Annotated in this window: 14 protein-coding genes; all 14 read left to right on the top strand. The window is 59.7% G+C overall.

Features of this window, described 5'->3' with window-relative positions:
* The first annotated feature begins 93 nt into the window (after window positions 1-93).
* On the top strand, window positions 94-2,052 hold the full coding sequence (gene mnmG, locus PQR40_RS10715) for a tRNA uridine-5-carboxymethylaminomethyl(34) synthesis enzyme MnmG (RefSeq protein WP_408239255.1): 1,959 nt from the start codon (window positions 94-96) through the stop codon (window positions 2,050-2,052).
* Entirely contained in the window at window positions 2,049-2,732 is a 684-nt protein-coding gene (gene rsmG / locus PQR40_RS10710; RefSeq protein ID WP_408508959.1) for a 16S rRNA (guanine(527)-N(7))-methyltransferase RsmG, read from the top strand. The genes mnmG and rsmG overlap by 4 nt, the downstream gene beginning before the upstream one ends.
* A gap of 82 nt (window positions 2,733-2,814) precedes the next feature.
* Window positions 2,815-3,606 carry a ParA family protein gene (locus PQR40_RS10705; RefSeq protein ID WP_408239261.1) on the top strand — a complete coding sequence of 264 codons (792 nt, stop codon included), beginning with the start codon at window positions 2,815-2,817 and terminating at the stop codon, window positions 3,604-3,606.
* Between the two features lie 18 nt (window positions 3,607-3,624).
* Window positions 3,625-4,512: a ParB/RepB/Spo0J family partition protein gene (locus tag PQR40_RS10700; RefSeq protein WP_408393303.1), complete on the top strand. Its 888-nt coding sequence runs from the start codon at window positions 3,625-3,627 to the stop codon at window positions 4,510-4,512.
* 892 nt (window positions 4,513-5,404) lie between these two features.
* Window positions 5,405-5,950 carry an ATP synthase subunit I gene (locus tag PQR40_RS10695; RefSeq protein ID WP_408220199.1) on the top strand — a complete coding sequence of 182 codons (546 nt, stop codon included), beginning with the start codon at window positions 5,405-5,407 and terminating at the stop codon, window positions 5,948-5,950.
* A 160-nt stretch (window positions 5,951-6,110) separates the two neighbouring features.
* Window positions 6,111-6,962 carry a F0F1 ATP synthase subunit A gene (gene atpB, locus PQR40_RS10690; RefSeq protein ID WP_408239267.1) on the top strand — a complete coding sequence of 284 codons (852 nt, stop codon included), beginning with the start codon at window positions 6,111-6,113 and terminating at the stop codon, window positions 6,960-6,962.
* Between the two features lie 92 nt (window positions 6,963-7,054).
* Entirely contained in the window at window positions 7,055-7,324 is a 270-nt protein-coding gene (gene atpE, locus PQR40_RS10685) for a F0F1 ATP synthase subunit C (protein WP_007180033.1), read from the top strand.
* 138 nt (window positions 7,325-7,462) lie between these two features.
* Window positions 7,463-7,933 carry a F0F1 ATP synthase subunit B gene (locus PQR40_RS10680; RefSeq protein WP_074281809.1) on the top strand — a complete coding sequence of 157 codons (471 nt, stop codon included), beginning with the start codon at window positions 7,463-7,465 and terminating at the stop codon, window positions 7,931-7,933.
* A 2-nt stretch (window positions 7,934-7,935) separates the two neighbouring features.
* A complete protein-coding gene (locus tag PQR40_RS10675) occupies window positions 7,936-8,475 on the top strand; it encodes a F0F1 ATP synthase subunit delta (protein WP_408508958.1) in 540 nt (179 codons plus the stop codon).
* Between the two features lie 58 nt (window positions 8,476-8,533).
* A complete protein-coding gene (gene atpA, locus PQR40_RS10670; protein ID WP_408239270.1) occupies window positions 8,534-10,075 on the top strand; it encodes a F0F1 ATP synthase subunit alpha in 1,542 nt (513 codons plus the stop codon).
* A 134-nt stretch (window positions 10,076-10,209) separates the two neighbouring features.
* Entirely contained in the window at window positions 10,210-11,094 is an 885-nt protein-coding gene (atpG, locus tag PQR40_RS10665) for a F0F1 ATP synthase subunit gamma (protein ID WP_179735230.1), read from the top strand.
* Between the two features lie 116 nt (window positions 11,095-11,210).
* Entirely contained in the window at window positions 11,211-12,605 is a 1,395-nt protein-coding gene (atpD, locus tag PQR40_RS10660; protein ID WP_408239274.1) for a F0F1 ATP synthase subunit beta, read from the top strand.
* Window positions 12,606-12,713: 108 nt separating this feature from the next.
* Window positions 12,714-13,139 (top strand): F0F1 ATP synthase subunit epsilon, encoded by a 426-nt coding sequence (locus PQR40_RS10655; protein WP_012434800.1) that lies wholly within the window; start codon window positions 12,714-12,716, stop codon window positions 13,137-13,139.
* Between the two features lie 244 nt (window positions 13,140-13,383).
* Complete coding sequence (locus PQR40_RS10650; protein ID WP_408508957.1) at window positions 13,384-15,114, top strand: AMP-binding protein; 1,731 nt, start codon at window positions 13,384-13,386, stop codon at window positions 15,112-15,114.
* Window positions 15,115-15,190 lie beyond the last annotated feature (76 nt).

Raw genomic sequence — 15,190 nt, 5'->3', positions numbered from 1 at the left:
CGGACGAAATTCGGGCCTAAACCGAACCCGTTATAATTCGCCCATACATTTTCCTCTGAAAGGCTCACGCGATGATCTGGCGTGAGATCCGCGATGCTTTTTCCCACAGAATTTGACGTAATCGTCGTCGGCGGCGGTCATGCCGGCACTGAGGCCGCTTTGGCCTCGGCACGCATGGGCAATACGACCCTCCTGCTGACGCATAACATCGAAACCCTCGGTCAGATGAGCTGCAACCCGTCCATTGGCGGGATTGGCAAGGGCCATCTGGTGAAGGAGGTCGATGCGCTCGGCGGTGCGATGGCGGCTGCGACGGACGAGGGCGGGATCCAGTTCCGCATCCTCAATTCGTCGAAGGGGCCTGCTGTTCGTGCGACGCGCGCGCAGGCGGACCGTTTGCTGTACAAGCAGGCGATCCGGCATCGACTGGAGAATCAGCCGAACCTGTGGCTGTTCCAGCAGGCGGTCGACGATCTGATGGTGGAAGGTGATCGTGTCGTCGGTGCCGTGACGCAGGTGGGGATTCGTTTCCGCTCGCGCGCCGTTGTGCTGACGGCTGGGACGTTCCTCGACGGCAAGATTCACGTCGGTTTGAACAACTACACCGGTGGCCGCGCCGGCGATCCGGCAGCGGTGTCGCTGTCTGCGCGCCTCAAGGAATTGAAGCTGCCGCAGGGCCGCCTCAAGACCGGGACGCCGCCGCGCATCGACGGTCGGACGATCGACTTTTCGAAGCTTGAAGAGCAGCCGGGTGATCTGGATCCGGTGCCGGTTTTCTCGTTTCTCGGGCGCGTCGAGCAGCATCCGCGCCAAGTGCCGTGTTGGGTGACGCATACGAATGAGCGTACGCACGACATTATCCGTGGTGGTCTCGACCGCTCGCCGATGTACACGGGCGTGATCGAAGGGGTGGGGCCGCGGTATTGCCCGTCGATCGAGGACAAGATTCATCGCTTCGCATCCAAGGAATCGCATCAGATCTTCCTCGAACCGGAAGGGCTGACGACCAACGAGTTCTATCCCAATGGGATTTCCACCAGCCTGCCGTTCGACGTGCAACTGGAACTCGTGCGCTCGATGCGAGGTTTGGAGCACGCGCATATTCTGCGACCGGGTTATGCGATCGAATACGACTACTTCGATCCGCGTGGGCTGAAGGCATCGCTGGAAACCAAGGCGATCAACGGGCTCTTCTTCGCGGGTCAGATCAATGGCACAACGGGCTATGAAGAGGCCGCTGCGCAAGGTTTGCTGGCGGGGATTAACGCCGGCCTGCAAGTGCAGGGCAAGGATGCATGGTGCCCGCGCCGCGATCAGGCGTACCTAGGTGTTTTGGTCGACGATCTGGTGACGCGTGGTGTATCCGAGCCGTATCGCATGTTCACGAGCCGCGCCGAGTACCGTCTGAGCCTGCGCGAAGATAACGCCGATATGCGTCTGACGGAAATGGGCCGCGAACTGGGGATCGTCGACGACGTCCGTTGGGACGCATTCAGCCGCAAGCGCGATGCTGTTTCACGTGAAACAGAGCGCCTCCGCACGACGTGGGTCAATCCTAAGACGTTACCGGCCGAAGAAGCGACTGCGTTGCTCGGCAAGCCGATTGACCACGAATACAGTTTGGCCGATCTGCTCCGCCGCCCGGGCGTGACGTACGACGGCGTCTGCGGCTTGCGCGCGGGCGCATGTGCTGCGCCTGAAACGCTGGCTGAAGACGACGTGTTGCTCGCCCAGATCAAGGAGCAGATCGAGATTGGCATCAAGTACCAAGGCTATATCGACCGGCAAGCTGATGAGATCGAGCGCAATGAGTCGCACGAAAGCACGCGTCTGCCGGAGGGTTTGGACTACGCCGAGGTAAGGGGGCTATCGTTCGAGGCGCGTCAGAAGCTGACGCAATTCCGCCCTGAAACTATCGGACAGGCGTCGCGTATTTCCGGTATTACCCCGGCGGCGATCTCCTTGCTGATGGTGCATCTGAAGCGTGGCTTGGGGCGCCGTTCGACGAAACCCGCCGAACCGGGCGCCGACAGCACGCCGGTGACGCAATGACGGTGAGTCTGAAGGGAAGTGGTAGCGAGGCATTGGCGCCGCTGTTAGCAGGCGGCGTCCGCGAACTCGGTCTCGATCTGAGTGACGCGCAACTCGGGAAATTGCTCGACTACGTAGCGCTGCTATCCAAGTGGAATGCTGTCTACAACCTGACGGCGATCCGTGATCCGCGACAAATGCTCATCCAGCACATCCTTGATTCGCTTTCGATCGTGCCGCACCTCGCTACGCGCGGTGCGTCCTCGGTGCTGGACGTGGGCTCTGGCGGCGGTTTGCCTGGTATCGTGCTCGCTATCGTGCTGCCCGACTGGACCGTCACCGTGAACGACATCGTTCACAAGAAGACGGCTTTTCAGGCTCAGGCCAAAGCCGAGCTCGGCCTGGCGAACCTGTCGGTCATTACGGGCCGCGTCGAGACTTTGCAGGCGGGCGCCGAAGTACCAGCAAAGTTCGACGTAATCGTGTCGCGCGCATTCGCAGAGCTCTCGGATTTCGTTACACTGGCCCGTCATCTGGTTGCGGAGCAGGGGGCGATCTGGGCGATGAAGGGTGTGCGTCCGGATGGTGAGATCGAGCGTCTGCCGGCGGGCGCCCACGTGGAACAGATCATTCGGCTGCAAGTGCCGTCGCTCGACGCGGAGCGGCATCTGATCAAGGTGCTGGTGGATGCCGATAACTGACGGGCATCGCTAGGCTCGAGGCACGTACCGCATACCAGACGCGCTTTCTACTTTATTCAGCAGCAAAAGGGACACACCAACGATGGCAAAAATCTTCTGCGTTGCGAACCAGAAGGGCGGCGTCGGCAAGACGACGACGGCAGTCAATCTGGCCGCGAGCTTGGCAGCGCAGGGACAGCGAGTCCTTCTCATCGATCTGGACCCGCAGGGCAACGCCACAATGGGTAGCGGTATCGACAAGGCCGCATGCGCGAACACCGTCTATGAAGTGCTCGTGGATGGCGTGTCGGTGGCGGATGCGCGAGTACGCCCGGAAGCCGTCGGCTACGACGTGCTGCCCGCGAACCGGGAACTGGCCGGCGCCGAGGTCGAATTGGTCAGCGTGCAGAGCCGTGAGCGCCAGTTGAAGATTGCCTTGGCGGCAGTCGAAAGCGAATACGACTTTGTGCTGATCGACTGCCCGCCGGCTTTGTCGCTGCTAACGCTCAACGGCCTGTGTGCCGCGCATGGCGTGGTGATTCCGATGCAGTGCGAGTACTTCGCGCTCGAAGGCCTGTCCGATCTGGTCAACACGATCAAGCAGGTGCATGCGAACCTGAATCGCGATCTGAAGGTGATTGGTCTGCTGCGCGTGATGTTCGATCCGCGCATCACATTGCAACAGCAAGTCTCGGATCAGCTGAAAGAACACTTTGGCGACAAGGTGTTCGACGTGGTGATCCCGCGTAACGTGCGCCTTGCCGAGGCGCCTAGCTATGGGTTGCCGGGCGTTGTGTTCGATAAGGCATCGCGCGGTGCGCAGGCGTATGTGCAGTTCGGTGCAGAGATGATTGAGCGGGTGCGCACATTGAATGACGCGCCCCAGGCGTCCTAAGCGGATCGAGGAAGCACGATGAATGCAGTAGCAAGAAAGAAGGGGTTGGGCCGTGGTCTGGAAGCATTGCTTGGTGGCAGTGCGGATATTACAGAGGCCGTGGCGATCGAGGGTGCGCCGAACGTGCTGCCGCTCAGCAAGCTACAGGCCGGCAAGTACCAGCCGCGTACGCGCATGGACGAAGGCGCGTTGCAGGAATTGGCGGCCAGCATCCGTGCCCAAGGGGTGATGCAGCCGATCCTCGTACGGCCGGTGTCGGTGGATAAGTACGAGATCATTGCCGGCGAGCGGCGTTTCCGCGCCGCGCGCCTTGCCGGCCTCGACGAGGTGCCGGTGCTGGTGAGGGACGTGCCTGATCAGGCCGCCGCGGCGATGGCGCTGATCGAGAATATCCAGCGCGAAGATCTGAATCCGCTAGAAGAAGCACAGGGTATTCAGCGCTTGCTCGACGAGTTTAATTTCACGCATGAGCAGGCAGCTGAATCGGTGGGTCGCTCACGCAGTGCCGTATCGAATCTGCTGCGTTTGCTTAACCTGGCAGCACCGGTGCAGACGATGTTGCTGGCCGGTGATCTGGACATGGGTCATGCACGTGCGCTACTGGCCGTCGATGCTGCGACGCAGATCACACTGGCCAATCAGGTCGTCAACAAGCGCATGTCGGTACGGGAGACCGAAAAGCTGGTGACGGCGACTACCAAGGCTGCGCCCACGGTGAAGGCGCGTGCGAATCAGGACGGCGGCCGCGACACGCGGCGACTCGAAGAGGAGTTGTCCGATCTGCTTGCCGCCACGGTAAAGATCAAGCTCGGCCGACGCGGCCGCGGCCAGGTGCTGGTGGACTTCGGTGATCTGGACGCGCTGGAAGGCATTCTTGTCCGGTTGCGTGGTAACGCCACGGTGTGATCATGACAAGTTGAGTGTGGAAGGGCGCTGGACATGCTTGCGAATTATCTGGATGGTTGCTAGCAAGCTGTTTGGCGCACTTTGTGCGCTTTCGATGAGGGGTTTGGTTTTATCGGGCTTGCCGGCGTCACGCTCAAGGGGTGGTTTGACGATTTCCCCGGATTGATCGGCACACCGTATTGGCGCTGGGTGGATTCCTGATTAAATTCAACGCAAAATAATCAGGAATACTGAGGTGTTGATCTGTTCAGCCGCTTTTGCAGTGAGGCAGCGTTGATTGTGTTGCGCGGGACTTGACTGAGCAAAGACTGGGCAGGCCGCAGCAGCGAAGAAGCGCACATCGCTCGTTTTTTGTTCTCGATCCGGGCCGCGATGAAACGGTCGGCGCCGCGTGTGAATTGGTCGGACAGAGCAGGGCGGACGTCAGTACGAAGCCGGGCAAACCGACTGTGCTCGAAGTTGGTTACCTGGCCAGAAGCACCGGACCTGACACGGGCGCTGTTATTCGCCATTGAAGAACTCCCCGTACAGAAGCATCGTCCGACCCTTACCCGGCGCCGTCTTGGATGTCTATCAAAGTGAGCAGAAATCGCCGTCTGTTGCATTTTTGAGACGTCCGCAGCAGCGTCGAAACGACGCATCCACGCACTTCAGCCTCCTCAATTCAAGGCGCATGTTTTGCCGCTCCCCGGCCGCCTTACATTTGCCGTGTACAAGCCGCCCGAAATCACGCTCCCGCATGGTGAAGGCCGTTTTCACGCAGGTTATTGAACGGCCTAAAGTCTTGAATTGCCTGCAACTATCGCTTACAATCGCCCGGATTTAATTGCACGGCAACCCCGTAAGCGCAGCGTAAGCTCGCGGGCTGGAACAAGACTTTCGGAACACTGCGATGGCGGTTAAAACGTCGAATCAGGCGCCACAGAATGGGCACGACGAACACCGCGCTGAACGCACCGATTCCGTTGCGTCTACCGGTCAGCACGTTACAACTGACGATGCGTGGGATGTCGAGCAACAAGATAACAATATCGTTCCGCTCACGCGGGTCGAGGCTGAAAAGCTGTTTGGCCCGAATGTGAGTCGTCCATCGCGTGTCACGCCTTTCAAGGTCGTGGCGGCGCAAATGGTTTTGTCCCTGGGTGCGACGCTGGTGTGGTGGCTGTTCTACAAGCCGCCGGGCGCTGCTGCGCTGTCCGCGTTCCTGGGGGGAGCGATCTGCTGGGTGCCGAGCGCGCTGTTCGCGGCACGTCTTAGAACGCTGAGCGGCGCCGAAACAGCGATGAGCTGGATGATCGGCGAAGCGCTCAAGATGGGGACAACGATCGCGATGTTTGTAGCCATCGCTTTCTGGTATCACGACGTACGCTGGGTGCCGCTGCTCGTGACTTACCTCATCGCGCTCAAGACTTACTGGATCGCCCTCGCGTGGCGCTAAGGTAGTAGCAAGAGTAGCAACACAAAATTCAGGCTGGCGCGTAGCGCTGGCGTAAGGAGTGCGGATATGACACGATCCGCACCCGGCGTGTTCCCGCAATACAGAATTGCGGCGGGAACGGCCTAAGACGATTTTCGACAATTTGGGTGGCATTAACGATATGGCAGCTAGCGAAGGCACGCGCGCTCTGGATCCGTCCGAGTACATCGCGCACCACTTGCAGAACTTTTCCACCGGGCACCAGACGTCGATTTTCGACATTCATGTGTGGAATCTGGACACCCTTTTCTGGTCGATCGTTTGTGGTCTGGCCACGATCGCCATCCTGCATCTGGCGGCCCGCAAGGCAACGTCCGGCGTGCCGGGTCGTTTCCAGTGCGCGATCGAAATGCTGGTCGAGATGGTCGAAGATCAATCGAAGTCGATGATCCACGGCTCGCGCACCTTCATCGCCCCGCTGGCACTGACCGTGTTCGTCTGGGTCGCCTTGATGAACTCGCTCGACTTTATCCCCGTCGACCTGCCGGGCCGCGTGATCGGCTGGCTGGGTCTGTCGCAAGTCATTCCCCATCACCGCATCGTGCCGACGGCTGACCTGAACGGTACGCTCGGTATCGCACTCGGCGTGTTCGCGCTGATGATTTACTACAACTTCAAGATCAAGGGCGTAGGCGGCTTCGTGCATGAGCTGCTGTCGGCTCCGTTCGGCGCGCATCCGCTGCTGTGGATTCCGAACCTTGCATTGAACATCATCGAGTTCGTCGCAAAGACGGTTTCGCTCGGCATGCGGCTATTCGGCAACATGTACGCGGGCGAGCTGTTGTTCCTGCTGATTGCCCTGCTCGGCAGCATGTGGGGTTTCGGCGCGGACGCGTCAGTGCTCGGCTTTATCGGCCACGTCATCGCAGGCACGGTTTGGGCGATCTTCCACATCCTGATCGTTCTGCTGCAAGCATTCATTTTCATGATGCTGACGCTGGTGTACATCGGACAGGCACACGACAGCCACTAATCACGGCTTGTTGAACGACGAATTGTTTTAGTTTTGTTTTATTAAATCCCAGTTCCAACCAGTTCCAAAAGACTTTTCACAAAGGAGTGATCATGCAAGCTTTCATCGCCAACATCCAGGGTCTGACCGCCATCGGTATCGGCATCATCATCGGCCTGGGTGCAATCGGCGCCTGTATCGGTATTGGCCTGATGGGCGGCAAGTACATCGAAGCATGTGCTCGTCAGCCGGAATTGATGAACCCGCTGCAAACCAAGATGTTCCTGCTGGCTGGTCTGATCGATGCGGCTTTCCTGATTGGTGTTGGTGTGGCAATGCTGTTCGCGTTCGCGAACCCGCTGCTGTCGAAGCTGGCAGGCTGAGGTTCCTCGGAAGTTTGCGCCTGAGCTATAACTGGTAAAGGCGCAGGGCGGAACGGGCACTTAGGCGCTGATCGAATACAGAATCGATGAGCGCCTTGCCGTTTCACTTTCCGAACTAGCAACGTTTAAGGAAACACCGTGAATCTCAACGCAACCCTGTTTGCGCAAATGGTCGTGTTCCTGATCCTCGCGTGGTTCACGATGAAGTTCGTGTGGCCGCCGTTGATCAACGCCCTCGACGAGCGCTCGAAGAAGATTGCTGACGGTTTGTCTGCCGCTGAAAAGGGCAAGGCTGAACTCGAAGCCGCTCACAAGCGCGTCGACCAGGAACTCGCTCAGGCACGCAACGACGGTCAGCAACGTATTGCTGACGCGGAAAAGCGCGCTGTGACAGTCGCTGACGAAATCAAGGCTCAAGCACAAGCTGAAGCCGCTCGCATCATCGCGCAAGCGAAGGCCGACGCGGACCAGCAAGTCGTGAAGGCACGCGAAACGCTGCGCGGCGAAGTCGCTGCACTCGCCGTGAAGGGCGCTGAACAGATCCTGAAGCGCGAAGTCGACCAGGCAGCCCACGCTGACCTGCTGAATCAACTGAAAGCCGAGCTCTGATCATGGCCGAACTTGCAACCATCGCCCGTCCGTACGCAGAAGCGCTGTTTGGCGTGGCCGAAGCTGGTGACATCGCCGCCTGGTCCACGCTCGTGCAGGAGCTGGCACAGGTTGCGCGTCTGCCCGAAGTGCTGTCGATCGCCTCGAGCCCGAAAGTAAGCCGCGCCCAGGTCAGCGAACTGCTGCTGGCCGCGGTCAGGTCGCCGCTCAAGGACAACGCGCAAGCGAAGAATCTGGTGCAAATGCTGGTGGATAACCATCGCCTGCAATTGCTGCCGGAAATCGCTACGCAGTTCGAAGAGTTGAAGAACGCCCGCGAAGGAGCGGCAGATGTGCTGATCGTCAGCGCATTCCCGCTCGAAGGCGCGCAGTTGAACGAACTCGTCGCAGGTCTCGAACGCAAATTCAAGCGCAAGCTGAAGCCGACGGTCGAAGTCGACTCGTCGCTCATTGGCGGCGTGCGCGTGACGGTCGGCGACGAAGTGCTCGATACCTCGGTCCGCGCGCGGCTTGCCAGCATGCAGACGGCTCTGACGGCCTGAAGCGCATAAAGCGCTGAAGCGGCTGGCACGCAACAGAATTGACTATCAGGAGCGAATAATGCAACTCAATCCCTCTGAGATCAGTGAGCTGATCAAGAGCAGGATCCAGGGCCTTGAAGCGAGCGCAGACGTTCGCAACCAGGGCACCGTGATCTCCGTGACCGACGGTATCGTGCGTATTCACGGCCTGTCGGAAGTGATGCAGGGCGAAATGCTCGAATTCCCGGGCAACACCTTCGGTCTGGCACTGAACCTCGAGCGCGACTCGGTCGGCGCCGTGATTCTGGGTGAGTACGAACACATTTCGGAAGGCGACATCGTCAAGACGACGGGCCGCATTCTCGAAGTGCCGGTGGGTCCGGAACTGCTCGGCCGCGTGGTCGACGCACTCGGCAACCCGATCGACGGCAAGGGCCCGGTCAACGCGAAGAAGACCGACGCAATCGAAAAGATTGCTCCGGGCGTGATCTGGCGTAAGTCGGTTTCGGAGCCGGTTCAAACCGGTCTGAAGTCGATCGACGCGATGGTGCCGGTTGGCCGTGGCCAGCGTGAGCTGATCATCGGCGACCGCCAGTGCGGCAAGACCGCAGTCGCTGTCGACGCGATCATCAACCAGAAGGGCAAGAACCTCTTCTGTATCTACGTCGCGATCGGCCAGAAGGCTTCGTCGATCATGAACGTGGTGCGCAAGCTGGAAGAAACCGGCGCACTGGAATACACGATCGTCGTGGCCGCTTCGGCTTCGGAATCGGCTGCAATGCAGTACCTCGCGCCCTACGCCGGCTGCACGATGGGCGAATACTTCCGCGACCGCGGTCAAGATGCGCTGATCGTTTATGACGATTTGACCAAGCAAGCTTGGGCATACCGTCAGATCTCGCTGTTGCTGCGCCGCCCGCCGGGCCGCGAAGCTTACCCGGGTGACGTGTTCTATCTGCACTCGCGTCTCCTGGAACGTGCTGCTCGCGTCTCGGAAGAGTACGTCGAGAAGTTCACGAACGGCGAAGTGAAGGGCAAGAGCGGTTCGCTGACGGCGCTGCCGGTCATTGAAACGCAAGCAGGCGACGTGACCGCATTCGTTCCGACGAACGTGATCTCGATTACCGACGGCCAGATCTTCCTGGAAACCGATCTCTTCAACGCAGGTATCCGCCCGGCAATTAACGCCGGCGTGTCGGTCTCGCGCGTTGGTGGTGCGGCTCAAACCAAGGTCGTGAAGAAGTTGTCGGGCGGTATTCGTACCGACCTCGCACAGTACCGTGAACTCGCAGCGTTCGCGCAGTTCGCATCGGACCTCGACGAGGCGACTCGTAAGCAGCTGGAGCGCGGCCGCCGCGTGACGGAGTTGCTGAAGCAGCCGCAGTATCAACCGCTGCAAGTATGGGAACTGGCGATCGCGCTGTTCGCTGCGAACAACGGTTACCTCGACGATCTGGAAGTTGCGCAAGTGCTGCCGTTTGAAAAGGGCCTGCGCGAATACCTGAAGTCGAGCCACGCTGACCTGGTCAAGCGCATCGAAGATACCAAGGAACTCTCGAAGGACGACGAAGCCCTGCTGCATACGGCTCTCAAAGACTTCAAGAAGTCCGGCGCTTATTGATCCGCGAGTGATCCGCAAGGCATAAACGGACCTTGAAGCGGCGCGGGCCGCAGGCAACTGAACCCGCGCTGCTTCGATCGCTTTGCATGGGACCCGAGTGCTGAGCGCTAACTCGGGCCGACAAGGAGCAAGCAATGGCTGGAATGAAGGAAATTCGCGGCAAGATCAAGAGCGTGCAAAACACGCGCAAGATCACGAAAGCGATGGAGATGGTGGCCGCATCGAAGATGCGCCGCGCTCAGGAGCGCATGCGCGCTGCTCGCCCGTATGCCGACAAGGTCCGCGATATCGCTGCGCACATGAGCCGTGCGAACCCGGAGTATCGTCACCCGTTCATGGTGTCGAACGAAGGCGCGAAGACGGCCGGCATCATCCTCGTCACGACCGATAAAGGTCTGTGCGGCGGTATGAACACCAATGTGCTGCGTGCGTCGCTGCAGAAGTTCAAGGAACTGGAAGGCCAGGGCAAGACGGTCGAAGCAACTGCGATCGGCACCAAGGGTCTGGGTTTCCTGAATCGTCTGCGCGCCAAGGTGGTGTCGAATGTCGTGCATCTGGGCGACACGCCGCATCTGGAAAAGCTGATCGGCGCGGTGAAGGTGCAGCTCGACCTGTACTCGGAAGGCAAGGTTTCGGCGGTGTACCTCGCGTACACGCGCTTCGTCAACACGATGAAGCAGGAGCCGGTGATCGAGCAACTGCTGCCGCTGTCGGCAGATCAGTTCGAGCGCAAGGACGAAGACGGCACGACCCCGAGCACGCAGTGGGACTACATCTACGAGCCGGATGCACAGGCAGTGGTGGACGAACTGCTGGTGCGTTATGTCGAAGCGCTGGTCTATCAGGCCGTCGCGGAAAACATGGCATCGGAGCAGTCGGCACGAATGGTCGCAATGAAGGCCGCTTCGGACAATGCGAAGACGGTCATCAACGAACTGCAGCTCGTGTACAACAAGAGCCGTCAGGCCGCGATTACGAAAGAACTGTCGGAAATCGTCGGTGGCGCAGCGGCAGTCTGACCATAAGGGTCAGGCACGCCGCTTCGTGCGCGCCCGTGAGGCGCGCCCCGTCTCGGCGGCCCCATCGAAATTGCGCCTTTGCGCGAGTGAAGAATTGAGTATCTAAAGGAAAAGCGATGAGTACTACTGCTTTGGTAGAAGGCAAGATCGTACAGTGCATCGGCGCGGTGATCGACGTGGAATTCCCGCGTGACCACATGCCGAAGATTTACGACGCGCTCATTCTCGACGGTTCGGAACTGACCCTCGAAGTCCAGCAGCAGCTGGGCGACGGCGTTGTCCGTACCATCTGTCTGGGTGCCTCGGACGGTCTGCGCCGCGGTACGACGGTGAAGAACACCGGCAAGCCGATCAGCGTGCCGGTTGGCAAGCCGACCCTCGGCCGGATCATGGACGTGCTGGGTCGCCCGATCGACGAAGCCGGCCCGATCAACTCGGACGTGACGCGCGGCATTCACCAGAAGGCTCCGGCGTTCGACGAACTGTCGCCGTCGACGGAACTGCTCGAAACCGGCATCAAGGTTATCGACCTGATCTGCCCGTTCGCCAAGGGCGGTAAGGTTGGTCTGTTCGGTGGCGCCGGTGTGGGCAAGACCGTGAACATGATGGAACTGATCAACAACATCGCTAAGGAACACGGTGGTTACTCCGTGTTCGCCGGTGTTGGCGAGCGTACCCGCGAAGGGAACGACTTCTATCACGAAATGAAGGACTCGAACGTTCTCGACAAGGTCGCGCTGGTGTACGGCCAGATGAACGAGCCGCCGGGCAACCGTCTGCGCGTTGCGCTGACTGGTCTGACAATGGCTGAGCACTTCCGTGACGAAGGGCTCGACGTGCTGTTCTTCGTCGACAACATCTACCGTTTCACGCTGGCAGGCACGGAAGTGTCGGCACTGCTCGGCCGTATGCCGTCGGCAGTGGGCTATCAGCCTACTCTCGCTGAAGAAATGGGTAAGCTGCAAGAGCGTATTACGTCGACCAAGACCGGCTCGATCACGTCGGTTCAGGCCGTGTACGTCCCTGCGGATGACTTGACCGACCCGTCGCCGGCTACGACCTTCGGTCACCTGGACGCAACCGTCGTGTTGTCGCGTGACATCGCTTCGCTGGGTATCTACCCGGCAGTGGACCCGCTCGATTCGACTTCGCGTCAGATCGACCCGAACGTGATCGGTGAAGAGCACTACGCGATCACGCGCGGCGTGCAGCAAACGCTGCAGCGCTACAAGGAATTGCGAGACATTATCGCGATTCTGGGCATGGACGAACTGGCGCCGGAAGACAAGCTCGCCGTGGCGCGCGCTCGTAAGATCCAGCGTTTCCTGTCGCAGCCGTTCCACGTTGCTGAAGTGTTCACGGGCTCGCCGGGCAAGTACGTGCCGCTGAAAGAAACGATTCGTGGCTTCAAGATGATCGTTGAAGGCGAGTGCGACCACCTGCCGGAACAAGCGTTCTACATGGTCGGCACGATCGACGAAGCCTTCGAAAAGGCCAAGAAGATCCAGTAAAGGTCGGGTGTAACGAAGCGGGCGCCGGCCTCGCGCGTATCGATACTCAAGCGGTATTGGAACGTAAAACCGGCGCCTCTTACTACGCTCAACCAGGAGTCGACACTTATGGCAACAATCAAGGTAGACGTCGTCAGCGCGGAAGAGCAGATCTTCTCGGGCCAGGCGAAGTTCGTCGCGCTGCCGGGCGAAGCAGGTGAACTCGGCATTCTGCCGGGCCACACGCCGCTCATCACGCGGATTCGTCCGGGTGCGGTGCGCATCGAAGCTGAAAACGGTGAAGAAGAGTTTGTCTTCGTCGCCGGGGGCATCCTCGAAATCCAGCCGGGCGCTGTGACGGTTCTCGCCGACACGGCGATCCGCGGCAAGGATCTCGACGAAGCCAAGGCCGAAGATGCACGCAAGCGTGCGGAAGAAGCGCTGCAGAACACGGGTTCGAACCTCGAATACGCAACCGCGCAAGCGGAATTGGCGTATGCGACGGCGCAGCTCGCTGCGATTCAGCGTCTGCGCAAGCTGCGCGGGCAGAATTAGGCATTACGGATCAGAGAAAAAGCAGCCTTTACGGCTGCTTTTTTTTGACCTCTACTTGACGTTTACGGAAAGGTCAGCAAAATCGTATGCTTGGATTGGACGTTGGGCAATTACACCTCCGGCAGCCGGCGCTCTCGCAGAGGGCGGGTAACACTTGATGCCGTACGGACATACGCCGGTGGCACAATCGGTTTCAAATTCATTTCAATAGACTGGGCGAGCTTCCGGTCACGGAGACAACACCATGGCAACGCACCTGTCAGGCGTAGGAGCACTCATCGAACCCAAGGACAACCTGTCGTATGTTCGCGGGTCGACCGAGATTCCGTTGAGTGACGCGCCGCTAGGCCAATTTCTGCGCGACACCGCAGCGCGCTTCCCGGACCGTCTGGCCGTAGTATTTCGCGAACAGCGTATTCGCTGGACGTGGAAGGAGTTCTCTGAGGAGATCGACGTGCTGGCGTCAGGGCTGCTTGCGCTTGGTATCGAGAAGGGCGACCGGGTGGGCATCTGGTCGCCGAACCGTGTGGAATGGTTGCTCACGCAGTTCGCGACAGCGCGCATCGGCGCCGTACTCGTCAACATCAACCCAGCTTATCGGCTCGCGGAACTCGAATATGCGTTGAACAAGGTCGGCTGCAAGGCGATTATCGCTGCCGAGCGGTTCAAGACGTCGATGTACCTCGAGATGCTTCAGGAGCTCGCACCGGAACTGGCGACGCAAGCGCCGGGCGAACTGCGAGCCGCTCGGTTGCCGGCATTGCGCTACGTGATTCGCATGTGCGACACGGAAACACCCGGTATGCTGACTTTTTCCGACGTGATCGAACGGGGCCGCGCGACACTAGACGTCGCGAAGCTCGACGCCATCGGCGCGACACTCTCCTGCCACGAACCGATCAACATTCAGTTCACCAGCGGTACGACGGGCAATCCGAAGGGCGCGACGCTCACCCATAGCAACGTCGTCAACAACGCGCGCTATATCGCGATGGCGATGCGTCTAACGGAGCAGGACGCCCTGTGCATTCCCGTCCCGCTCTATCACTGTTTCGGGATGGTGTTGGCGGTTCTGGCGTGTGTATCGGTCGGTGCGAATATGGTGTTCCCGGGCGAAGGCTTCGACCCGGCTGCGACCCTGGCCGCCGTCGCCGAAGAGCAGTGCACCGCGCTGCATGGTGTGCCGACGATGTTCATCGCCGAACTTGATCATCCGAACTTCGCCACCTATGATTTTTCGCGCCTGCGCACCGGCATCATGGCCGGCTCGCCGTGCCCGATCGAGACGATGAAGAAGGTCGTCTCGAGGATGCATCTGAACGAGATCACCATTGCCTATGGCATGACGGAAACGAGCCCGGTGTCTTTCCAGAGTTCGACCACCGATCCGCTCGACAAGCGCACCACGACCGTCGGTCGGATCCAGCCGCATCTGGAAGTGAAGATCGTCGATCCGCTCGGCGAAATCGTGCCGGTGGGCGAGACGGGCGAGCTGTGCACCAAGGGCTATTCGGTGATGCAGGGCTACTGGGGTGACGAAGCGAAGACGCGGGAGAGCATTGTTGACGGCTGGATGCATACGGGCGATCTGGCCACGCTCGATGCCGACGGCTACTGCAACATCGTCGGTCGCCTGAAGGACATGCTGATTCGCGGTGGCGAAAACATCTACCCGCGCGAGATCGAAGAGTTTCTGTTCCGTCATCCGAAAATCCAGAGCGTGCAGGTGTTTGGCGTGCCCGATTCGAAGTACGGCGAGGAAGTGTGTGCGTGGATCGTTTTGCGCTCAGGAGAGCAGGCCACCGCTGAGGAAATCCAGCAGTTTTGCCAGGGGCAGATCGCGCACTACAAGGTGCCGAAGTACATCCGCTTCGTCGATGAATTGCCCATGACGGTGACCGGCAAAGTGCAGAAGTTCATCATGCGTGAACGGATGATCAGCGAGTTGAAGGTGCAGGAAGGTAAGACGGCCTGACGGACATGCTGGTTCGGCGGGGGGCGGAAATAAGCGGCGCCCCCGGGCCCCAAATTTTTGTTAAAAAGATTTTGGT

Source organism: Paraburkholderia sediminicola (genome assembly GCF_046026855.1).
In the GTDB taxonomy this organism is placed as follows: Bacteria; Pseudomonadota; Gammaproteobacteria; order Burkholderiales; family Burkholderiaceae; genus Paraburkholderia; species Paraburkholderia sediminicola_A.
Note: the sequence above shows the minus strand (reverse complement) of the source record. Positions and strands in the feature narration are given on the sequence as shown.